Annotated in this window: 30 protein-coding genes and 1 tRNA gene; 22 read left to right on the top strand and 9 right to left on the bottom strand. The window is 31.4% G+C overall.

Going from position 1 to position 18,878, the window contains the following annotated elements:
- Window positions 1–167 precede the first annotated feature (167 nt).
- Entirely contained in the window at window positions 168–515 is a 348-nt protein-coding gene (locus WEEVI_RS01445) for a phage holin family protein (protein ID WP_013597403.1), read from the bottom strand.
- A gap of 96 nt (window positions 516–611) precedes the next feature.
- Window positions 612–2,147 (bottom strand): glycine--tRNA ligase, encoded by a 1,536-nt coding sequence (locus WEEVI_RS01440; protein ID WP_013597402.1) that lies wholly within the window; start codon window positions 2,145–2,147, stop codon window positions 612–614.
- Window positions 2,148–2,593: 446 nt separating this feature from the next.
- Here WEEVI_RS01440 and WEEVI_RS01430 point away from each other — a divergent pair, with 446 nt between their 5' ends.
- Entirely contained in the window at window positions 2,594–3,415 is an 822-nt protein-coding gene (locus WEEVI_RS01430) for a hypothetical protein (RefSeq protein WP_232013436.1), read from the top strand.
- Window positions 3,416–3,616: 201 nt separating this feature from the next.
- On the opposite strand, the gene WEEVI_RS01425 is transcribed toward WEEVI_RS01430, so the two are convergent.
- The 5 genes from WEEVI_RS01425 to WEEVI_RS10865 form a co-directional block, all read right to left on the bottom strand.
- A complete protein-coding gene (locus WEEVI_RS01425) occupies window positions 3,617–4,402 on the bottom strand; it encodes a hypothetical protein (protein WP_013597399.1) in 786 nt (261 codons plus the stop codon).
- A gap of 704 nt (window positions 4,403–5,106) precedes the next feature.
- The gene (locus WEEVI_RS01420; protein WP_013597398.1) at window positions 5,107–5,442 is read right to left on the bottom strand and encodes a helix-turn-helix domain-containing protein; all 336 of its coding nucleotides are present in this window, start codon (window positions 5,440–5,442) and stop codon (window positions 5,107–5,109) included.
- Window positions 5,435–5,938, bottom strand: coding sequence for a hypothetical protein (locus tag WEEVI_RS01415; protein WP_013597397.1), 504 nt, complete (start codon window positions 5,936–5,938; stop codon window positions 5,435–5,437). Before WEEVI_RS01415 ends, WEEVI_RS01420 begins: the two co-directional genes overlap by 8 nt.
- A 10-nt stretch (window positions 5,939–5,948) precedes the next feature.
- A complete protein-coding gene (locus tag WEEVI_RS10870; protein WP_013597396.1) occupies window positions 5,949–6,383 on the bottom strand; it encodes a hypothetical protein in 435 nt (144 codons plus the stop codon).
- A gap of 23 nt (window positions 6,384–6,406) precedes the next feature.
- Complete coding sequence (locus WEEVI_RS10865) at window positions 6,407–7,054, bottom strand: S24 family peptidase (RefSeq protein WP_013597395.1); 648 nt, start codon at window positions 7,052–7,054, stop codon at window positions 6,407–6,409.
- A 108-nt stretch (window positions 7,055–7,162) separates the two neighbouring features.
- Between WEEVI_RS10865 and WEEVI_RS01400 the strand changes: the two genes are divergently transcribed.
- The 11 genes from WEEVI_RS01400 to WEEVI_RS01350 are packed head-to-tail and all read left to right on the top strand — an operon-like array spanning window position 7,163 to window position 12,267.
- Window positions 7,163–7,375: a hypothetical protein gene (locus WEEVI_RS01400; RefSeq protein WP_013597394.1), complete on the top strand. Its 213-nt coding sequence runs from the start codon at window positions 7,163–7,165 to the stop codon at window positions 7,373–7,375.
- Between the two features lie 20 nt (window positions 7,376–7,395).
- Window positions 7,396–7,731: a hypothetical protein gene (locus WEEVI_RS01395; RefSeq protein ID WP_013597393.1), complete on the top strand. Its 336-nt coding sequence runs from the start codon at window positions 7,396–7,398 to the stop codon at window positions 7,729–7,731.
- Window positions 7,721–7,900 (top strand): hypothetical protein, encoded by a 180-nt coding sequence (locus WEEVI_RS01390; RefSeq protein WP_013597392.1) that lies wholly within the window; start codon window positions 7,721–7,723, stop codon window positions 7,898–7,900. Before WEEVI_RS01395 ends, WEEVI_RS01390 begins: the two co-directional genes overlap by 11 nt.
- Before the next feature lie 11 nt (window positions 7,901–7,911).
- Window positions 7,912–8,316, top strand: a complete 405-nt coding sequence (locus tag WEEVI_RS01385; protein ID WP_013597391.1) for a hypothetical protein — start codon at window positions 7,912–7,914, stop codon at window positions 8,314–8,316.
- A gap of 1 nt (window position 8,317) precedes the next feature.
- Window positions 8,318–9,028, top strand: coding sequence for a lambda exonuclease family protein (locus WEEVI_RS01380; RefSeq protein ID WP_013597390.1), 711 nt, complete (start codon window positions 8,318–8,320; stop codon window positions 9,026–9,028).
- Window positions 9,029–9,077: 49 nt separating this feature from the next.
- Entirely contained in the window at window positions 9,078–9,497 is a 420-nt protein-coding gene (locus tag WEEVI_RS01375) for a hypothetical protein (protein ID WP_013597389.1), read from the top strand.
- A gap of 30 nt (window positions 9,498–9,527) precedes the next feature.
- Window positions 9,528–9,731, top strand: coding sequence for a hypothetical protein (locus WEEVI_RS01370; RefSeq protein WP_013597388.1), 204 nt, complete (start codon window positions 9,528–9,530; stop codon window positions 9,729–9,731).
- Window positions 9,731–10,123, top strand: coding sequence for a hypothetical protein (locus WEEVI_RS01365; protein WP_081448720.1), 393 nt, complete (start codon window positions 9,731–9,733; stop codon window positions 10,121–10,123). Before WEEVI_RS01370 ends, WEEVI_RS01365 begins: the two co-directional genes overlap by 1 nt.
- Before the next feature lie 34 nt (window positions 10,124–10,157).
- On the top strand, window positions 10,158–11,027 hold the full coding sequence (locus tag WEEVI_RS01360; protein WP_013597386.1) for a hypothetical protein: 870 nt from the start codon (window positions 10,158–10,160) through the stop codon (window positions 11,025–11,027).
- On the top strand, window positions 11,011–11,754 hold the full coding sequence (locus WEEVI_RS01355) for a hypothetical protein (protein ID WP_041942022.1): 744 nt from the start codon (window positions 11,011–11,013) through the stop codon (window positions 11,752–11,754). The genes WEEVI_RS01360 and WEEVI_RS01355 overlap by 17 nt, the downstream gene beginning before the upstream one ends.
- Before the next feature lie 15 nt (window positions 11,755–11,769).
- Complete coding sequence (locus tag WEEVI_RS01350) at window positions 11,770–12,267, top strand: helix-turn-helix domain-containing protein (protein WP_013597384.1); 498 nt, start codon at window positions 11,770–11,772, stop codon at window positions 12,265–12,267.
- A 161-nt stretch (window positions 12,268–12,428) separates the two neighbouring features.
- On the opposite strand, the gene WEEVI_RS01345 is transcribed toward WEEVI_RS01350, so the two are convergent.
- The gene (locus WEEVI_RS01345; RefSeq protein ID WP_013597383.1) at window positions 12,429–12,680 is read right to left on the bottom strand and encodes a helix-turn-helix domain-containing protein; all 252 of its coding nucleotides are present in this window, start codon (window positions 12,678–12,680) and stop codon (window positions 12,429–12,431) included.
- Window positions 12,681–12,820: 140 nt separating this feature from the next.
- Between WEEVI_RS01345 and WEEVI_RS01340 the strand changes: the two genes are divergently transcribed.
- From WEEVI_RS01340 to WEEVI_RS01325, 4 genes are all read left to right on the top strand, one after another.
- Window positions 12,821–13,075 carry a hypothetical protein gene (locus WEEVI_RS01340; protein WP_013597382.1) on the top strand — a complete coding sequence of 85 codons (255 nt, stop codon included), beginning with the start codon at window positions 12,821–12,823 and terminating at the stop codon, window positions 13,073–13,075.
- 157 nt (window positions 13,076–13,232) lie between these two features.
- A complete protein-coding gene (locus WEEVI_RS01335) occupies window positions 13,233–14,246 on the top strand; it encodes a DNA-methyltransferase (protein WP_013597381.1) in 1,014 nt (337 codons plus the stop codon).
- Between the two features lie 148 nt (window positions 14,247–14,394).
- Window positions 14,395–14,616 (top strand): hypothetical protein, encoded by a 222-nt coding sequence (locus WEEVI_RS01330; protein ID WP_013597380.1) that lies wholly within the window; start codon window positions 14,395–14,397, stop codon window positions 14,614–14,616.
- Between the two features lie 68 nt (window positions 14,617–14,684).
- Complete coding sequence (locus tag WEEVI_RS01325; protein ID WP_126414791.1) at window positions 14,685–15,509, top strand: chromosome partitioning protein ParB; 825 nt, start codon at window positions 14,685–14,687, stop codon at window positions 15,507–15,509.
- A 1-nt stretch (window position 15,510) separates the two neighbouring features.
- Here WEEVI_RS01325 and WEEVI_RS01320 read toward each other — a convergent pair whose 3' ends face one another.
- Window positions 15,511–15,756, bottom strand: a complete 246-nt coding sequence (locus tag WEEVI_RS01320; protein ID WP_013597378.1) for a helix-turn-helix domain-containing protein — start codon at window positions 15,754–15,756, stop codon at window positions 15,511–15,513.
- A 153-nt stretch (window positions 15,757–15,909) separates the two neighbouring features.
- On the opposite strand from WEEVI_RS01320, the gene WEEVI_RS01315 reads away from it, so the two are divergent.
- From WEEVI_RS01315 to WEEVI_RS11450, 6 genes are all read left to right on the top strand, one after another.
- Window positions 15,910–16,266 carry a hypothetical protein gene (locus WEEVI_RS01315; protein ID WP_013597377.1) on the top strand — a complete coding sequence of 119 codons (357 nt, stop codon included), beginning with the start codon at window positions 15,910–15,912 and terminating at the stop codon, window positions 16,264–16,266.
- 93 nt (window positions 16,267–16,359) lie between these two features.
- On the top strand, window positions 16,360–17,298 hold the full coding sequence (locus WEEVI_RS01310) for a hypothetical protein (RefSeq protein WP_013597376.1): 939 nt from the start codon (window positions 16,360–16,362) through the stop codon (window positions 17,296–17,298).
- A gap of 135 nt (window positions 17,299–17,433) precedes the next feature.
- Window positions 17,434–18,030 carry a hypothetical protein gene (locus tag WEEVI_RS01305; RefSeq protein WP_013597375.1) on the top strand — a complete coding sequence of 199 codons (597 nt, stop codon included), beginning with the start codon at window positions 17,434–17,436 and terminating at the stop codon, window positions 18,028–18,030.
- 156 nt (window positions 18,031–18,186) lie between these two features.
- Window positions 18,187–18,259, top strand: a tRNA-Val gene (locus WEEVI_RS01300).
- Window positions 18,260–18,276: 17 nt separating this feature from the next.
- The gene (locus tag WEEVI_RS01295; protein WP_013597374.1) at window positions 18,277–18,657 is read left to right on the top strand and encodes an ASCH domain-containing protein; all 381 of its coding nucleotides are present in this window, start codon (window positions 18,277–18,279) and stop codon (window positions 18,655–18,657) included.
- A gap of 82 nt (window positions 18,658–18,739) precedes the next feature.
- Window positions 18,740–18,868 carry a hypothetical protein gene (locus tag WEEVI_RS11450; protein ID WP_260181941.1) on the top strand — a complete coding sequence of 43 codons (129 nt, stop codon included), beginning with the start codon at window positions 18,740–18,742 and terminating at the stop codon, window positions 18,866–18,868.
- The last annotated feature ends 10 nt before the right edge of the window (window positions 18,869–18,878 follow it).

The raw sequence follows: 18,878 nt of genomic DNA, 5'->3' as shown, positions 1-18,878 counted from the left end.
AATATCTCGATCATTGTTCCTGGGAAAGTTCTTGTTAAATAAAAGAAAACAACAAAAAGAATCTAAGCGAGAAGATCTGAGATAATTCAAAAAAAAAGGAGAATTGTATTATGATTCTCCTTTTTTTGTTATTGTTTGGTAAATAAATAAAATTTCCTCTACTATTATTAATTATCGTTACCCAATAATCCGCCAAATACAGATTGTACTATTCCTAAAACAACTCCGTACAAAAGAGCATACCAGAAACCATCTACCGTAAAATAATCACCCATCATTTTCTCTGCTAACAAAATGATTAGTGCAGTTATAACGAATGAAAACAACCCGAGGGTGAGGATGGTGATTGGAAAACTGATAATGCGTAAAACAGGTTTGATAAACGCGTTTAAAAAACCTAAAACTAGAGCTAATAAAATAGCTGCTCCGAAATTTTTAATATGCACCCCTGGTAAAATGTTGGCAAGAACAAATACAACTAAGGCAGAAATAAAAAAGTTAATAATAAAACCCATAATTTTTTTTATTAATACTATATGCAAATACTTTACCAAAAAAGAAAAAAACCGATTTATGTAAATCGGTTTTTTCAGATAGGACTATATTGGTGTTTATTGCTTATCAAAAAGATTTTTGATGTTTACTTCCGCATCAATAATAGCTGGTAAATCACTAATTGCTACTCTTTTTTGCTCCATCGTATCGCGGTGACGTAAAGTAACTGTATTGTCTTTTAAAGAGTCATGATCTACCGTTATACAGAATGGTGTTCCGATTGCATCCATTCGGCGATAACGCTTACCAATAGAGTCTTTCTCTTCATACATCACGTTAAAATCATAACGCAATTTACGAACAATTTCCTCTGCTAATTCTGGTAAACCATCTTTTTTAACCAATGGTAAAATTGCTGCTTTTATCGGTGCAATAGCTGCAGGTAATGCTAAAACAACTCGTTGTGTTCCGTCTGCTAATTCTTCTTCTCTCAAAGAATTAGAGAAAACTGCTAAAAATAATCGATCTAAACCTACTGAGGTCTCAACAACATAAGGTACGTATGACTCGTTGGTTTCGTTATCGAAATATTGTAGTTTTTTACCAGAAAACTTCTCGTGTGCTTTCAGATCAAAATCGGTACGCGAGTGAATTCCTTCTAGTTCTTTGAAACCGAATGGGAAACGGAATTCTATATCGGTTGCTGCATTTGCATAATGCGCTAATTTTTCATGGTCATGAAAACGATAATTATCATCACCTAAACCTAAAGATTTATGCCACTTCAAGCGGGTTTCTTTCCATTTTTCGTACCAGTCTAATTCTGTTCCAGGTTTCACGAAAAACTGCATTTCCATTTGCTCAAATTCTCTTTGTCTAAAAATAAATTGTCTTGCAACAATCTCATTTCTAAAGGCTTTCCCAATCTGAGCGATACCGAAAGGTAATTTCATTCTACCTGTTTTTTGTACATTGAGATAATTAAGGAAAATACCTTGAGCGGTTTCTGGGCGTAGGTATAAGTCCATTGCTTGCTCAGCTGTTGCGCCTAATTTTGTACCAAACATCAGGTTGAATTGTCGCACTTCTGTCCAGTTTTTAGAGCCTGTTACTGGGTCTGCAATTTCCAATTCTTCGATCAATGCTTTTACGTCTTCCAAGTCGTTTTTATCTAACGATTTACCCATTCTCTCAAGAATGGTGTTGATTTGTTTTTGATACTCTACTACACGCGGATTGGTAGCTAAGAATTGTTCTTTATCGAAAGCATCACCAAAACGTTTTTCTGCTTTTGCGATTTCTTTTTCTATTTTAGTTTCGATTTTCGCACAGTGTTCTTCGATCAAAACGTCTGCACGGTATCGCTTTTTAGAGTCTTTATTATCGATTAATGGATCGTTGAATGCATCAACGTGTCCGGAAGCTTTCCAAGTTGTGGGGTGCATAAAAATGGCAGAATCTATCCCGACAATGTTTTCATGTAATTGCACCATTGATTTCCACCAATATTGTTTCAAATTATTTTTTAATTCTACCCCATTTTGTGCATAATCATACACGGCAGACAAACCATCATAAATTTCGCTCGATTGAAAAATAAAACCGTATTCTTTCGCATGCGAAATTACTTTCTTGAAAATATCTTCTGACATAGTATTTTACATTCTAAGTTTTAAAGTGCAATTTTAATGAATTTTACGGAGTTTTTATAGTTTTTTGAAGTGCTTTTATAGGATATGGTTGTTTTTTGATGAAAAGTAGAATGAATTGCGGTAAAATTCTGTTAGTATAAAAAACAGAATTGGATTTAATTTTTTTTTAAAATATTCTGAGAGACGATGTTTGTGAAAGCTGGACATATTAATAAAATTATATTTTTGTGTGGATATTTTCTATATTTTTACCCAAAATTTATCGATGATTCTTATGTGTTTTCGATGAGTTGTGATCTACTATTGTATGAAGAAATTTTTTTATTTATCGTTTTTATTTTTGCTGTTTTTTTCTTGTGTCTCGCAGAGGCAACAAAAACAAGCGGTGCAGGAGAATATTCTTACCTTGCGAGATAGTTATTGCAAGGCACCGCATCATTATAATTTTGCACAAGAAGTTCCCTCGTATAATTCAGACTCTATTCTACAAACAAGGCAGCATCTACGGGAGAATTTTACTGATCAAAGTAGTTTTGATACTGAATGCACTCGGTACGTTGGATGAGGTGGAGAAAATCATTGAACTGAAAAAAAATCCTACCACAGATTCTAAAATAGAAATGTTGCGGTTGAAAAATATTATCAATAGTAAAATTACGATTTCTTTGACCGAAATAGATGCCGTTGCTGCTGAATTTGATTGCGAAGGTGAACGCGTGGCACAAATGGCTAATTTTGTTGATAATCTCAATGAAAATAAAAACAATAGATTGGTTATTTATTCTATAGTTGCAGGTGCAGCTGCATCGATTGCTAGTAGTATTATTAGCGACGATAGTTGGAGTAATGCTGTGGATATTTCGGGTGGGGTTTTAGGTGCAGGACTTGGTTTTGCGACCCTTAATCCGAAAGGAAAGAAAGTAGAGTTTATTCATGCAAGAAATTTATTGCGTGATGTGTGGCAAGAAAAATTACAGTCGAAAAATTTTCCACCATTTGTTTGGTATATGTTTACAGAAAAAAGTTTCTCTAATAGTGCAGAAGGTTTGTCGATTATCCAAAACATAAAAAAAAGATGGTTGCAATTTAATTTTCAGAATGATATAGAAAAGGCAAATCATTCGGTGATTTTTAACGATGGAGGAATTTACCGTGCCGATGATTTGCACAATCGTACATCGATGCTCAATCAGATGCAATCGGCGACAAGAACAATTAATCAAAGCATTAATTATCTTTTGTTGGATTTGGATCGATTTATATTATAATAGATGACTCTAATTTAGGTTTTTATGATTACAGAAAGTTAGTGAAAAAGAAGAAATCTGGGTTGCTTTATATTGTGCTTATAAAGAAATTACGATAAACAAATCTCTGCTTTTTGTGCGGGAGTAGGTTTTGTAGCAGTAACTTTCTATATTTCCTTCAACCTTGTTATTTTACCAAACGTTTTTGGTAGCAGTTTCGTTTCATTCTTTGTAATAGTTTTTTACTTTGATATTTTTTTCTTCCAATAAATCAAGTAAAGCATATTTATGGTCATTGCCAACTAGAACTATAATTTGTTTTCCTTTAAATTCGTTTGAGTATTTGGCAATATTTTCAGCCATTATTTTATTTCTTCTGTCCCAAAATTCTTTGCGAAGTTCAGCAAACTCTAACCATTCTTTCAATTCGTCTGTTCTTTTTATTATTGAAATCATCAATTCGAAGTTTATCTTGTTTTTAAGAGAAAGAAATTTTGTTGCAAGGTCGGAATTGCTCTCTTGTAAAGAATTAAATTTTAACTCTGAGTAGGTTTTCAAGGTTTGTAACAATATTTCAAAGTCAATTCTGCAACTTTCAGAAAATTTATCTTCTTTGTAAATGTTCAGCATTTCGCTAAACATTTTGTTCTCTTTTTCGTGATATTTTTCTTTTCTATAAAACTCGTTTCTTCCGTTTACATCAAAAGAACGAATTAGAGTTCCATTGAGTTGTTGGTAGTGATAGCTTGCGATATTTTCATTTGTTGTTAGAAAATCTTCTATCGGATATTTTTCAGTGTTGAAATTAAAGTCTTTTGTAAAATGTTTTTTTTCAAGTTCAATCAAAATCAAGTCTGGCTTTATTTTGTTGAAAATAATGGTTAAGCTGTCAGGGGTCATATAATGATTTTCTTCGTGAAAAGTCCCAATTAACCAAATTTCATTTTTAGCATAAGATATTGTAGAAATAAGTAAAATGAGAATTAAAAATAAGTTTTTATTTATCAATTATCATTTATCATTTATCATTTATCATTTCTTTTATTAAAATCTGAAACATCATAATAATATAGAGAAATCACTACAATGCCTAAGGCAATATAACTAATCGTAGCTTTATTTGGATAATCTATAACACATAAATATTGAAAAAAGCTGATTTCTTCAACAAAAAACTAGATGTTTTAAGTAAACAAATGAAAGAAGCTTATCCATTTATTGATATTAAAAAAATTAATTCGATAAACATTATAACAGCCATTTCTACCAAGAAATAAACAAATTTAATCGAGGTTTATTAAAATCATTCGATAGTAAAATGGATTTACAAAAAATGGTACGAAGCATTGACAAGACAAATAAATTCTGGATTAGATGAAATTCCAGACAAATACAAAGGGTTTGTTTTTAGAGGAACATTATTAGAAAAAAAATATAAACATATATTAATGCTTTTAAAAATAGAAAATGAATATATAGTGTTTAGGTTATAATGGTAACCAAAAGGGGACCTTACACAACCTTTTGATTTTTCTGAACTTGGATACATTATGCAAAGAAAAACTCGGACTAAAATTAGGAAAAAGTCCCTAATTTAGTCCGAGTATTTTTTTATTCACTGACATTCAGTGTAGATTGCGGAGAGAGAGGGATTCGAACCCCTGCAAACCTGTCATTGAAAATCAGCACGTTAAGTATCAAGATTATTATTATTATTGTTGATTTTTGTGCAGTTTTTGTGCAGTTGGATTAACTGCTAATCTGCTTTCTAATTCTTTAAATATTTCGGAGTTTAATTTTTTAAGATCCTGGAAATCCATTTTATCAAGTCCGAAATCCAACTTACTATATTTACCAGTTAATAAGTAATTGAGGTCGACGCCTAATTTTAAATGCAATAGTTCCAATTTAGAATTAGTCAATTCGCCCAAACCGTTCTCAATCCTATTGTATTGACCTTGCGACATATTAAGGATTAAACTAATTTCTCTTTGCGTCAAATTACGTTTCGTACGTTCAAATTTTAAACGGGTGGATATGTTATTCATTCATGCTAATATTTTTGAAAACTCCATTTGTAATACTTTTGTTTTCAAGCCCGTTAAAAAGCAGTCCAGAAAATCTACCAGATATTTTTTTGTCTTTTATTTCAGTCACCACAAATTCCCCATCACAATCGCTACATCTCCAATACTTAGAATCTATATTTATTGTGATAGATAAATTAGATCCAGTATATATTTTGCCTACCTCAATTGGATTTGAATTGAAAACATCAATAAAAATATCATCGGAAGTTTCTTCTGATTGGTTTGGATGTCTACTTATATTTGATATGATGGTATTCATGCTTTCATCTGAAGAGAGCCAAGTCCAACCGCTATAATGATTATTAACATAACTTACAACGTTATAGAATTTTTGATTATCAAAGTTAAATTCTAAAACAGGCGGAATTTGTTGAGTTGTATTCTCTTCATAATCGTCTGAACTACATCCGAAAAGTATAATTGAAATTACTGTAAATAATATTTGTTTCTTCATAATGTATTAATTAAAAATTACAATCACTTTCACCTAATAACACTCCGTACGCATTATCTCGTTTGCTGTCATTGTGTGATCCAAATTTTACAACTTTCACCTTTCGTACTAAAGATTTGTGTTCTTTTAAAATTTGGCATAAATAAGATGCGTAACCATCTCTTCTTGTTCCATCATCATATACACTAACGTATAAAATATTAGATTCCGTAATAAGGGCTTCTTTTACTTTTTCCTCTTCTTTGATCTCTGACAAAGCATTATTGTTAACGTTAATATATTTTATAGTATCTGAACTCATGTTGCTTGATTCATACTTTACGTAATCTTTTAACATTTCTTGATATTCAGCTTCGTTTTGGGTATCCTTAGATACCTTTTTAAGGTATAAAATCCCTGTTATTAACGCCATAATGACAAAAATTATTAAACATCCTTTTTTCATATAAATATAGTTTTAATGTTATTTTATTCGTTCAAATCCTTAATTACATACACTACTTTAAAAAGTTTATAAATGATATCCTTTGGAATATCTTGATCTGGGTGACTTGTTTTATCAGGATTAGATGCCTTTAATAAATAATGCCCTGGCGATTCTGACTTTACGATTCTTTTAATCGTTCGAAAACCATTCTTTGTAACAATTCCATAAATACGACCTAAAGGAAACCATTCGAAATTGTTAATTTCTTCAAGTGCGATATAATCTCCAGAATCTATTTCCCCTAACATACTATTTCCCTTCCCTCTAAACCATGTTATACTCTCTTTATTTGCTGGAGCAAAATCAATGTTAAATTCAGGATGTAGCCCTATATCATTATCTAATACTTCAAAACCTAAAGTAAAATCAACGTCGTAAAATGGACGACCTTTTTGAGGTTTGAAACTGACGGAAGCAACATCTGCTACATCATCTTTTATTCCGAAAGTTGTATAAAAGTTGTATAAAAAATCTGAAGGAATACGCTTTTTGCCATTTATAAAATTAGATACGTTACCCTTGCTATACTCCAGCCTGTTTGCTATCTCTGTTACTGGGTATTTTAAATTTAATAGCTTAATAGCTTTATTTAATTTAATTGTATTTATATCATCTTTATAATCAGCCATATAGTAACTTTTTTTGAAATAAGTTTTACAATTGTTGTAAAAATATTTGTATAGTTGTAAAATAGTTGTATATTTGTAAAACAATTACAAAAAGTAATATACAAAGTAATGAAAAAAAATATAAAAGAAGAAATTTTTAATGAGGTGCTAGGCAATAATAAACTATCAATGACTATAGCATCAGCATTAAACGTACAGCAACAAACAGTATTGCAAAATGCAAGAAGAAAAAGTCATCGCATTTTCAGAGATATCGTGGTGGTAGAAATTCTTAAGAAAAATGGGTTTAAAGAAGAAGAAATATTTGAAAAAATAAAATAAACAAAATAAATAATACAGTTATGATAAACATTAATTCAAACATTCAAGAGGTAATACTTAATAGGGGGTCGTACTCGAACGACTTCATCTTAGAACTTAACTATCTAGAAACTAGCCTAATAGTAGACTTTGTAGCAGACGTAGAGGTTGTGGTAAGTGAAAATTACGACAGCTACTTCTGCCAATCCGAGTACTTAAAAAGCATCGAGGTTCATTATATAGATATAGACAGAGAGGCGACGTTGTATTCAGAAGAAGGCTCGTGTAAGCTAATATTACCACCCGCTACGATCAAAGAAATGAAATCTAAAATCGAAAATATACTAACTAATTCAGAATTAATATATGAAAGCTGAGCAGGCATTTGAGGTAATTAAAGCCATGAAGTTGCAGATGAGTGGTGAGGAAAAAATAAAATTAGAAACAATGATACTTAATCAAGCTGAAAACGAAAAGTATAAGTTATCTCAATTTCTTGCAAAGTTCAATAAAAAACACAAAATCAAACAAATCAAAAACTTTTAAAAATCAACATTATGGCAAAGAAAAATCAAAACACAGAAATCGAAAAAGCACAAGGTCAAGAGGTGACATTTTTCATACCTAATACTGAATCATTAGGTAAATTGAATGAATTAAAACCTTCATTTTCATTGACGCTTAAATACAAGACAGCAGACGAATGGGCGGCATTGAAAGATCAACCGGTACGTGCCTATTTTATGGGCATGAAAGAAATACCTAACGAAGATGGCGAAATGATTAATTGCGCATTGTTAGTATCTCAAAGTGAATGTTTTTTAAGCGGTCAAATGACTTTGATCGAGGCGGTAAAAAATCTACAGCCACAAACGCCGATAGAGATCACTTATAGAAATAAACGAAACAATAAAAGTTCTCAAGGTTCAACAATGATTTTTGACGTAATAAAATTAGCGTAAGATGAACACAGCACTTCAATTACAACCAGTAGAAATGAATGTTATTCAAAGCCTTGATTTAGGGGCTTTGAATAATCTTCAAGTAGATAAAAGTCATGAAGAATGGCTTTTAGAGCGAAAAGGCAGATTTACAGCATCTGAAATACATAGATTATGTACAACGCCATCAAAACCAAACGAGTTGCCAAAAGGTGCCGAAACATATGTTATTGAGAAAATTGCTGAAGAATTAACTGAAGGATTGCCTGAAGTATATATAAACGCATCAATGCAATGGGGTAAAGACCATGAGCTTGAGGCAATTCAGAAATTTTCTGAAGCTAGGAAATTGAAAGTTCAATATATTGGTGATGACCAAAAATTCATTAAATACGGTAGGCATTGTGGGTGTACACCAGACGGTTTGGGGGTTGGTTATGGTGTTGAGACCAAATGCCCAAACTCAAGCACTCACGTAATTTATAAATCTATAAAAAACGGTGAAGATTTAAAGAAAATCAAGCCTGAATATTATTGGCAAATTCAGTCTTCTATGTTTTTTGCCAAAAAGAAATTTTGGTATTTCATATCGTACGATCCTAGGTTTATCAACCCTAAACATCATCTACATATTGTGAAAATAGAACGCAATGAATTAGATATTGAATTTTTAAAAATTCGTCTACAGCTAGCAATAGAAATGAAACAGCAACTAATTAAACAATTTAAATAAAACCCTTAAGCGACCAGTGTATGCTGGTTGCTTTTTTAAAAAAAATTATATGGAAAAACAATTATTTACAGAATATGCACCAGGAGAAAGAAAAAAATTTTTACAAGATAATGCCGACTCGGTTGAATTAATATCGTACACCCGAAGACTTTCGCATGATGAAATAACGGAGTTAAAAGACAAACTTTCATCGATTGCAATAGAAATCAATACTATTTCTCTTGAAAAAAAAGAAGCACTAGAAAGATTTATAGACAGGTCAAAGCCTTTAAATATAATATATGCCGACTTGTTAGAGAAAATTCAGAATAAATCTGAATCAATAGAAGAGCATTGTTTCAAATTGGTAAATCATGAAAAAGGAATGGTTGGTTATTACAACGAAGCTGGCGAGTTGGTTTATAGCCGTCCGATTACTCCAAAAGAAAGACAATCAACTATTTTTAACATAAATAGAAAGGCGAAGTAATGTAAGCTATTAATTGTAAAAATCAACATTATGACACGAAAAAAGAACAATTACAGCGAATTTACGGCTAAAAGTCCTGACAGGGAAATAAAAACCTGTCAAAGTATTAAAATCGAACTTAAAGACAATCGTTGGATGGTTAATAATAAACAGTTGCACGATTGTTCTAACCGTGAGCGGGATTTCATGAATCAATTCTTTAAAGAAGTAAAAAGTAAAGAATGGATAGAATGATGCGTAGTGCTATAGACAACTTAAGAAATGAACTTTTAGAAATTCAGGACTTTGTAGAAACGACCCCAAGCGATGATATTAATGAAGTAGTAAATCGTGGAAATGATTTAGTAGCCTATCTAGCTAGGACTTCAAAAATATTGGCTGATGCCAAATTGATGAAAGACGAAAAAACAAACTCTACATTCATCGAAGAAATAAAACGTATATCACAACTCTCACCTACAATTGCAAATAAATACATCGATAGTTTATGTAAGGATGAAAATTACATCGTGAATTGGGCAGAACGATTAAACAGAACTTGTACACATCAATTAGACTGGTGTCGTTCTGTTTTAAGCAAAGCAAAAGAGGAAATGAGAAATTTAAACCTTCCTAATGTTAAATAATAGGAGATATAATTTGAATATAAAAATGTAAAAAATGGCTAGAAGAGACCAACCATATTTGTCTTTATATGTTCAAGACTTCTTAACGGATGAAAAGCTTATAGAGTGTTCAGCATCAACAACAGGTGTGTATATCCGATTAATGTGCATTATGCACAAATCAGAAACTTATGGTGAAATTTTGCTAAAGCAAAAATACAAGCAAAGTGAAAATCAAACAAAAAATTTTGCTATTCAAATCGCTAGACAGATGCCGTACGAAGTGCTAACAATTGAGCGTGCTCTGGATGAATTGATTGAAGAGGAGGTATTGACTTTAAATGGTGATTCTTTAATTCAAAAACGCATGGTAAAAGACCATCAATTAAGCGAGACACGGGCAAAAGCAGGCAAAAAAGGAGGATTAAAAAAAAATAATTTAGCTAGGAATTTTGCTAAAGCAAAAAATGAAGCAAACACTGAAATTGAATATGAATATGAAAATGATAATATTTTGAAAGAAGGAGGTCTGGAGGAAGAAAACTTTTTGAAAGAAAACGATGAGTTTTTTAAAATTTCAAATTCAAATTTTTTTAAAAAAATTTCTGCTTTTTTCTCACAAACAAGCGAGGCGCAAAAAATGAGAATGCTAGGAGATCTGATACGCATCCACAGAGAGGGGAAATTAAGCGATTTAAGCAAACAAACGAATGCTTACATATCATACAAGCATATGACGGGCGAAAGTGTCCACAGATGGCAGAATTACGTTCAGGAATGGCAAAATGAAAATTGGGTAGAACTCTTAAAAAAACAAAATGAAAAATCAAATAGCAAAACAAAGCCAATTTCAAACGGTAAAATTTCAGGGACAAGTGCAGTCATTTCCGGTACAACTTATTCAGAGTTTGCCGACGATTGTTAAAAATGAAATTCTTTTCCCTAAGCTAAACGGGAAGACATCAGAAGTAATTTCAGAACGACAAGCAACGGTTAATCGACTGATAACGATGTTGTCGGTAAAGTTTGAAAATGAAAAAGAAATGCAAATCGCAACAGCTGAAATGGGTACTTTTTTGAGGGGATATAACTTGACAAGACCAGAAGTGTTAGAAGCTTACAGAATGGCTATTCGAGGAGAGTTTGATATAAAACTTTACCCAAACCTTTCTTTAATTCAATGCGGGGAAATTCTAAAGAGTTATCAAGAATTTAAAAACGACTCTTTTGAACGAAACACAGCAATAAAAAAACTTAAACTTTTTGGGAATACCGATAAAAAACCATCAGATGAACAGTTGGAGATTGAGCATATGCAATACTTAAAAACAGTGTATGCAGAAATTAAAGAAAGTGGTTTTTCGGATAAATTACACTTTTATTATTCAAAATTCAAAAATAGGGTTAGACAATGGGATTTACCAACAAAAAAAAGGTTTCTTAAATACATAGAAAACAAACTAATGAAACAAAAGGAAGTCAAATTCATGACTGGCAAAATAAATGAATTTGAGTTCTCCAAGATTAAAAAAGAAATTTCTTCAGGAAAAGGATTAAGCGAAGCCGTCGTATTATGTCAAAATATTTTAATAAGCAATTACTTAAAGTCAAAATGCGAATGTTTTGAAGAGTTCCGCGAAGAATTTAAATAACAATAAATATTGAAAATGAAGCAAAAAATTAACCAAGTACTTGATATAATCTGTAGGGAGTATCAGGTGGATAAACAAGAAATACAATCGAGAGCTCGCACAGAAGACGTTGCCAAAGCCCGTCAATCTTTCTTTTATATATGTCAAAAAATGCTCAAAGCTCCATTAGAGTTGATGGCAGAAGTGGTACCACGAGATCATGCCACCATCCTCTACTCTATCAACATTTATGATAAAGAAAAAGACAAAAATCCATTTCACTCGCTAATGTATAAGTCGATAACAGAAATCATCGAGGATGAAGTAATGACGACCCCGAGCGAGAAGAAACAAGAATCGAAATTCAGGGTTGGTGATAAAGTTTATAAACCAAAAGGCTACAAGTTTCCTGGAGAAGTACGTGCAATCTTCACCAACACAAGAAACGAAATTAGAATCGTGGCAGAAATGGAAGACAACGGCATGCTCCATATTTTCAACGAAGGGCAATTAGAAATTTTAAATACAAATTAAAAATGAAAATCAAAACTAAAATTTTAGACAAAACAATTTCAACTCCAGCATTGAGATATGCTAAAGATGGTGATGCAGGTATCGACTTAACAGCTACGGCACAAATCGAGCTGTTGAAATTCCGAAAGGTTACGTTGGTCTTGTCTTCCCGCTATACTATGTTATATGATGTTTTTTTTAAGTATTCCGTTGTAATTTCCCTTTTCATCATAATAATGTTGATAATGATTTCCTGGAGGTAGTAATTCAAAAACAGGACAATCCAAAGCATCAGCGATTTCCTGAAGAACTTTTAAAGAAGGGTTTCCAATAATACGAGCGTTCAACGCTTGGTAAGTTATCCCAAGTTTTTTTGATAATGTTTGTAAATCGATACCCTTGTTTCGCGCTACTTCTTTTACTCTTAATTTCATAATGCAAATATATAAAATTAAAGTTTTACAAAATAGAAAATAAATAAAAAAATGATTTTAAAAATATTTGCAAAAATCAAATTATAGTTTTATATTTGTACTACAAATAACAAATTAAAACTTTATAAAAAAATAGCATAATGAATAACAGAATTTATAGAGAATTTCACGACAAATTCACAAAAGAAAATCAATTTGAGTTTTCACAAGGTATATATTTATTTAGAGATTATGTTAGAAATAGACCTGTTAGCATTTGCCTCTTACAAGAGTTCACTACTCTTGTAAGATCTACTCCAGGAATTGAAAGAGTGCTTAATTATCTTTTAGAGAAAAATAAAAACAGCTCGGTTACAGTTTCAGCTATTAAGCTCATTCAGGAAAATATCACATAACGGGCGAGGGCTTTGCGAGGTTGGGGATTTTCGGAGACGAAAATATGAATAGAGGCACTTTACACCCCAATCTTGCAAAACCACTTGTTATCTACAGTAATTTTTTCAAAAGCGATGGCAAAAATGGCGTAAGCCAATAAAACAAATAATAAAAATTATGATAAAATTATACAACTGCGACAATGCAGAATTAATGGCAAAATTACCAAGTGAAAGTATTGATGTTATCTGTACAGATCCACCTTATTTGTATCTAAAAAATCAAAAATTGGAAAGGGTTTTCGATGAACAAAAATTCTTTTCAGAATGCAAAAGATTGCTTACAAAAAAAGGATTCATTGTCCTTTTCGGGCGGGGTGAAAGTTTTTATCGTTGGAACACGATTTTAGCAGATTTAGGATTCACTTTCAAAGAAGAAATCATCTGGAATAAATCACATTGCACAAGTCCATTAATGCGATTGTCAAGAGTTCACGAAACTATTTCAATTTTCACAAAAGGAAAAGGCACTATTAATAAAGTGAAAGTGCCTTACTTAGAAATGAAATCACATGATTTGGATTCTATTATAACAGATATTAAACGGTTAAAAACAACTTTCAAAAACACAAAATCTTTAGATGCTGTATTAGAGTTTTTGGAAAATAATAATAGAGATACTTCTGATAATTGGGATGCAAACAATATATCAATAAGTTCAAATATTACAAAAGAAAATCGTTGTGTATCTGTAATGAGAAGCGTCAATGACGGCTTGAATGAAAAATCAATTATTAGAACTGATTTAACTGTCAAAACCCAAAAGCATCTAATTACAGAAAGTGATAAAGTAAAAGATTATGATCGCTGTGTAAATGTCACCCAATCTATTTGTTTTGGATTAAACGAAAAAAGCATCATTAAACAAGTTAGAGATCATTATTCAGCAATCCACCCAACCCAAAAACCAGTAAGATTATTAGAACGTCTTTTAGCACTTGTAATTCCACAAAATAAAGATAAAGAAGATATAGTAGTATTAGACCCCTTTGGTGGTTCGTTCAGCACAATGGAAGCAGTTTACAATATGGGTATGAAAGGCATATCCTGTGAAATAGACGAGGAATATTTTGAGAATGGTAAAAACAGAATTGAGAATTTACAGCCTATTCAGGGAAAGATCTTTGAGTAGGTTGTGCATAACGTTTCTTGGCTTTACGCAGGTGGGATTTACTTGCGTAAACATTCAAACAAACACAAACTTTAATTAATATACAAAAGTGGATTTAAAAGCCTAACACCCACTTGCGTAAAACCTATGTTAGGCGAAGTTTATTATTATGAAAATCAAGATAGAATTTGAAGTCGAATTACCAAACGTAAGACATAGTCAAAAACAGTTAGAAGAATATATCCGATTCCATTTTAGAGATAATGGAAGTTTAAGTGGTAGTAATCCATTTGAAAAAGAAAACAAAAGAGAACCAGAGCCTATATTTGGAACTTTTGAATGGGAATATGAAGAAGTGAACGAAGATTTAGTAACTGATTTTGACATGTAGGCAAATTTCGCCTAACACAAAGCTTTGCGAACTCAATAAAATATTTTAAAAACGAAATGAAAAACAAAATGAACAAAAAAACATATAAAGTTGTTGACTTGTTTGGAAAAGAGGAATTTAGATTTTATGAATCAACAAAAAGAAAAATTGATTTATTCAACGACTATGAAGGATTTGTAGATAAATTTAAACCTAAAAAAACAACAGACGACTGTTATACTCCTCCTGAAGTATATCAAATAGTCTTGGATTACGTTAAAAGTCATTGTAATTTAGAAGAAAAAGAAATAATACGTCCATTCTATCCTGGTGGCGATTATGAAGATATAGAGTATCCTGATAATGCTGTAGTAATTGATAATCCTCCTTTTTCTATCATAACGAAAATCTGCAAGTTTTATATCGACAGGAATATACCATTTTTTTTATTTGCTCCTCACCTTACACTTTTTAGTAGCGATGTTGATGTAACACATATAGTTGTCAATGCGACTATTACTTATGAAAATGGAGCAACTGTTAAAACCTCCTTTTTATCAAATATGTTTGGAGATGTTAAAATAATTGGAGACGCTCAATTGTTGGAAAAATTTAATCAATTAAATGCACGAAAAAAAGTAAATAAACCGAAGTATGATTATCCTAATGAAGTTATTACGGTATTCCATGTATCTTGGATAATAAGTCGTGGAATTTCCATAAAAATAAATAAAAAAGACGCTAAGCATTGCAGGGCGTTAGAGAGTCAGAAAAAACATAAAAAAGCAATATTTGGAAGCGGTTTTTTATTATCGGAAAAAGCAGCCGCAGAAAAAGCAGCCGCAGAAAAAGACGATGTAATAATATGGGATCTATCCGAAAGTGAGCGAACAATTATACAATCGCTTGGATAATTTATTTCTTTCTAATTCCCAACCATTCTCCAGAAACATCATCATATAAGTGGTAATATTCAGGAGTAGTTCCAATCAGCTCATGAACATCACAACCAATAGCATTTGCTATTTCTGTAATACGATCCGATGTAGGGTTATTTTTTAAGCTAACATACAATGACTGCCTTGAGATATTGAGGCGGTCAGCTAATTCAGATAATCCAATATTATATCGCTTGCAAACTTCTTTCACTATTAATTCCATGTTGCAAATATAATGTAAAAATATTATAATGCATTTATATATATATGTAAAAATATATTTTAAAAAAAATTAATAAATATTTTGAAAATGTAAAAATATAGTATTACATTTGTAACAGAAAATAAATAATTAATCAAACAAAAAAATAAAATCATGCAAACAAGAAATTTACTTTTACCAATTAAGCAAGAATATTATGATCAGATACTTGCAGGCACAAAGAAAATAGAAACAAGAGAGGTGACATATGAAAACATGCTAACATATTGCGATGCAGATTGTGATTACATATACACATACGATGATGGTAATATAATACCCAGAGAATACGACACAGTCACCTTCATGGCTAAAGATAGAGAACAAATGGTTGTAAAAGTTGATAAAATAAAAGTCTTCATGTTACTTGACGAAGAAACGAATAAATACGAAATGAAACAAGATGAATATGGGTTAGACTACTACCCAACTGTAGCTGAAATTCATTTAGCTGGAATAATCAGCAAATAATAAAAAAAATTAATAAATATTTTGCAAATGTAAAAATATAGTATTACATTTGTAGTAGAAAAATATATAATTAATCAAATAAAATTAAAAGTTATGAGCAATCAAAAAACACAAACAAAAACAATAGAAGATAACTACATTTTACAAGATTACTACAATAGAGCATATAATGCATATCGTAATATATCATTTGACCCAGATAAGCGTGCTGAATCAATCGTTAGAGAATATAGCGAATTATTAACAGAAGATTTAAAACAATATACAGACGACGAAACAAAGCGAATTTATAAAGATCGTTTTATTAACAAGCTATTAGCTTGGTTAGATGCAAAGAGCCGCACAGCTTCATCAATGATAACAGGACCAGCTAGGTTTCCAGTAGAAAGAAACCTTAAAGCACTAGAGATAGAAATGAAACGAAATGAAGAATTTATAAAGTTTAGAAAAACTTTTTATAGTCGCTACGAAAAGAAACAAACTACAGTAATTGACCCAGAAAAAAAAGCTAAAGAAATACACCAAAAGAGAAAAGATAATATATTAGAAAACATGCTATTAATTAAAGCTATTGATAAAAAAGAGCAAACGGGCTTTAACAGAAATTTGTTTATAAACGGTATTACAAATCTTTGCTTAAAAACAATAGCAAAAGAAGGCAACAAAGCAAGAAGCGAAGACATCTTAAACCTTATAAAAAAACATAACAACGGTGCTGACTATGTAAAGCCTATTTTTACAAAAAAGCACAGAATTTTTACGCTTCTAGAAGTAACAGAGCAATACAGAGAAGAGATCAATAATATACAAAATAAAGAATTAAAAATATTAACTTTTGAAGGTTTTAAAGTTTTTTTTAATTACGAAATTGACCGCCTACAGATACAACATGATGAAAAACCAAAGGTAGAAATTATACAATCTTTAAAAAAGAATGCGTTTAGATGGTCGCCAAGTCAAAAAGTTTGGCAAAGACAATTAACTCAAAATGCAATTTCTGCAACACAAAGAATTTTTAATATTACTTTATAAACAGTAACGAGCTTTAGGGTGTTTACTGACTTAGAAAAAAAATAAAAAAAATTAATAAATATTTTGCAAATGTAAAAATATAGTATTACATTTGTAACAGAAAAATAAATAATTAATCAAATAAAATTAAATGTTATGAAAACAATTATTGACGAAATAGAAAACAATAAAAACTTTAACGGCGGTGGGTTAGCGACTAATATTACAGGTAAGCTTGAAAGCAACAGGCATGCAATAGCTAGAATGACAAAAGTGACATTTGGCGAAGCAGTTAAAGAGTTAAAGAAAAAGAAAAATGGAGGTGTTAATATTACAGCTAAAGAGCTATTAGAGATTTATCGAGGCGTATTCGGTGAACCTGAATGGCATCACGCTGGTAAACTGCCAAAGCAATACGGCGGGGGCATGAAGAAAACTTATTTTTTACAAAAAATGCCAACAGCTGAAGAAGTGAAACAATGGCAGGCTGAATTTGAAATCAAAAACAGTGCAAAACTAGAAGCGCAAGAAATTGAGAGGCAAAAAACAAGAGAAAGAGAAAATTTTATAAAAAAATATGGTACTTGTTTTAGAAGGCTTCAAGAAGCGCCAAAATATGCGGTGGTTCTAGTGACTGAAATGCATGGCAAATACGGGTGGTTCGAGGCTAATTATAGGTATAATTTACCTGAGTATTATAGTGGTGTTGCGTTCAAATCAAAAAAATCATTAGAAAAATATTTGTCAATGTAAAAAAGAAAAAACAATAAGACGAGTAATATGTACTCGTCTTATTGTTTTCTTTGTAAAAGCTGAGAATCAGAGAAATAAAAAAAGGCATTATGTGCTTTTTTGTATTGTAAATATAAATATATTGATTATTTTTAGTTATATTTGTTTTATTAAAATGCGAGATAGAGCAGTTGGTCAGCTCGTTGGTTTAACTTGCCAAAGGTCACAGGTTCGAGTCCTGTTCTCGCTACAAATTAAATCAACATTATGAGTAAGAAAAAAAATTTAACATTAAGCATTAAGCAAGTTTATTTTGATGAGATACTTGCAGGCACAAAGAAAATAGAAACAAGAGAAATTAGACCTAAAAACGTGCACAGGTATTGTCGGGTAGATGAAGAGGGTTATGTAATCGAAGATGAAGAAACGGGCAATATTCTGCCCGTTGAATATGACACAATAACATTTCTTACAGGTGCGTACAAAGGTACACGCCCGAGAATGGTGGTGAAAGTAGAAAGGGCAGATATATTTTTATTAGTAGATGAAGAAACAGGTGAATTGATCATTTTACAAGATGAAAAGGGTAAAGATTATAATGCGGCTATTATTGAATATAGCTTAGGCGAAATCATTTCTAGACCATAAATGAATAATTATTGTTTAACATTTTAAATATTTAGCTGAGTTGTTTATAGATTAGGAGTACAAAGACAATTGCGCACAACGAATGCATCGTCGGGTTATCGAGGGGGTAGTAGAACTTCATCGGTGGCAAGTGGTGGACCCGCTGGCAGAGGTAACAGATTTGTATCTCGTAGACAAAGGTATTACGATATACGCCGAGCATTTGGTTTAAGTGGGGGTTA

It is taken from the genome of Weeksella virosa DSM 16922, from assembly GCF_000189415.1.
Classification (GTDB): domain Bacteria; phylum Bacteroidota; class Bacteroidia; order Flavobacteriales; family Weeksellaceae; genus Weeksella; species Weeksella virosa.
This window is presented reverse-complemented; position numbering and strand designations above follow the sequence as displayed.

What these genes read in the sequence shown, in the direction of transcription:
- WEEVI_RS01385 (WP_013597391.1), top strand. Translation starts at nt 7,912, where the DNA reads ATGGCAAAGAAAAATCAAAACACAGAAATCGAAAAAGCACAAGGTCAA.
- WEEVI_RS01380 (WP_013597390.1), top strand. Translation starts at nt 8,318, where the DNA reads ATGAACACAGCACTTCAATTACAACCAGTAGAAATGAATGTTATTCAA.
- WEEVI_RS01370 (WP_013597388.1), top strand. Translation starts at nt 9,528, where the DNA reads ATGACACGAAAAAAGAACAATTACAGCGAATTTACGGCTAAAAGTCCT.
- WEEVI_RS01295 (WP_013597374.1), top strand. Translation starts at nt 18,277, where the DNA reads ATGAGTAAGAAAAAAAATTTAACATTAAGCATTAAGCAAGTTTATTTT.
- WEEVI_RS01310 (WP_013597376.1), top strand. Translation starts at nt 16,360, where the DNA reads ATGAGCAATCAAAAAACACAAACAAAAACAATAGAAGATAACTACATT.
- WEEVI_RS10865 (WP_013597395.1), bottom strand. Translation starts at nt 7,054, where the DNA reads ATGGCTGATTATAAAGATGATATAAATACAATTAAATTAAATAAAGCT.
- WEEVI_RS01420 (WP_013597398.1), bottom strand. Translation starts at nt 5,442, where the DNA reads ATGAATAACATATCCACCCGTTTAAAATTTGAACGTACGAAACGTAAT.
- WEEVI_RS01320 (WP_013597378.1), bottom strand. Translation starts at nt 15,756, where the DNA reads ATGGAATTAATAGTGAAAGAAGTTTGCAAGCGATATAATATTGGATTA.
- WEEVI_RS01440 (WP_013597402.1), bottom strand. Translation starts at nt 2,147, where the DNA reads ATGTCAGAAGATATTTTCAAGAAAGTAATTTCGCATGCGAAAGAATAC.
- WEEVI_RS01330 (WP_013597380.1), top strand. Translation starts at nt 14,395, where the DNA reads ATGAAAATCAAGATAGAATTTGAAGTCGAATTACCAAACGTAAGACAT.
- WEEVI_RS01375 (WP_013597389.1), top strand. Translation starts at nt 9,078, where the DNA reads ATGGAAAAACAATTATTTACAGAATATGCACCAGGAGAAAGAAAAAAA.
- WEEVI_RS01335 (WP_013597381.1), top strand. Translation starts at nt 13,233, where the DNA reads ATGATAAAATTATACAACTGCGACAATGCAGAATTAATGGCAAAATTA.
- WEEVI_RS01365 (WP_081448720.1), top strand. Translation starts at nt 9,731, where the DNA reads ATGCGTAGTGCTATAGACAACTTAAGAAATGAACTTTTAGAAATTCAG.
- WEEVI_RS01445 (WP_013597403.1), bottom strand. Translation starts at nt 515, where the DNA reads ATGGGTTTTATTATTAACTTTTTTATTTCTGCCTTAGTTGTATTTGTT.
- WEEVI_RS01340 (WP_013597382.1), top strand. Translation starts at nt 12,821, where the DNA reads ATGAATAACAGAATTTATAGAGAATTTCACGACAAATTCACAAAAGAA.
- WEEVI_RS01395 (WP_013597393.1), top strand. Translation starts at nt 7,396, where the DNA reads ATGATAAACATTAATTCAAACATTCAAGAGGTAATACTTAATAGGGGG.
- WEEVI_RS01360 (WP_013597386.1), top strand. Translation starts at nt 10,158, where the DNA reads ATGGCTAGAAGAGACCAACCATATTTGTCTTTATATGTTCAAGACTTC.
- WEEVI_RS01305 (WP_013597375.1), top strand. Translation starts at nt 17,434, where the DNA reads ATGAAAACAATTATTGACGAAATAGAAAACAATAAAAACTTTAACGGC.
- WEEVI_RS11450 (WP_260181941.1), top strand. Translation starts at nt 18,740, where the DNA reads ATGCATCGTCGGGTTATCGAGGGGGTAGTAGAACTTCATCGGTGGCAA.
- WEEVI_RS10870 (WP_013597396.1), bottom strand. Translation starts at nt 6,383, where the DNA reads ATGAAAAAAGGATGTTTAATAATTTTTGTCATTATGGCGTTAATAACA.
- WEEVI_RS01345 (WP_013597383.1), bottom strand. Translation starts at nt 12,680, where the DNA reads ATGAAATTAAGAGTAAAAGAAGTAGCGCGAAACAAGGGTATCGATTTA.
- WEEVI_RS01415 (WP_013597397.1), bottom strand. Translation starts at nt 5,938, where the DNA reads ATGAAGAAACAAATATTATTTACAGTAATTTCAATTATACTTTTCGGA.
- WEEVI_RS01400 (WP_013597394.1), top strand. Translation starts at nt 7,163, where the DNA reads ATGAAAAAAAATATAAAAGAAGAAATTTTTAATGAGGTGCTAGGCAAT.
- WEEVI_RS01325 (WP_126414791.1), top strand. Translation starts at nt 14,685, where the DNA reads ATGAACAAAAAAACATATAAAGTTGTTGACTTGTTTGGAAAAGAGGAA.
- WEEVI_RS01350 (WP_013597384.1), top strand. Translation starts at nt 11,770, where the DNA reads ATGAAGCAAAAAATTAACCAAGTACTTGATATAATCTGTAGGGAGTAT.
- WEEVI_RS01390 (WP_013597392.1), top strand. Translation starts at nt 7,721, where the DNA reads ATGAAAGCTGAGCAGGCATTTGAGGTAATTAAAGCCATGAAGTTGCAG.
- WEEVI_RS01315 (WP_013597377.1), top strand. Translation starts at nt 15,910, where the DNA reads ATGCAAACAAGAAATTTACTTTTACCAATTAAGCAAGAATATTATGAT.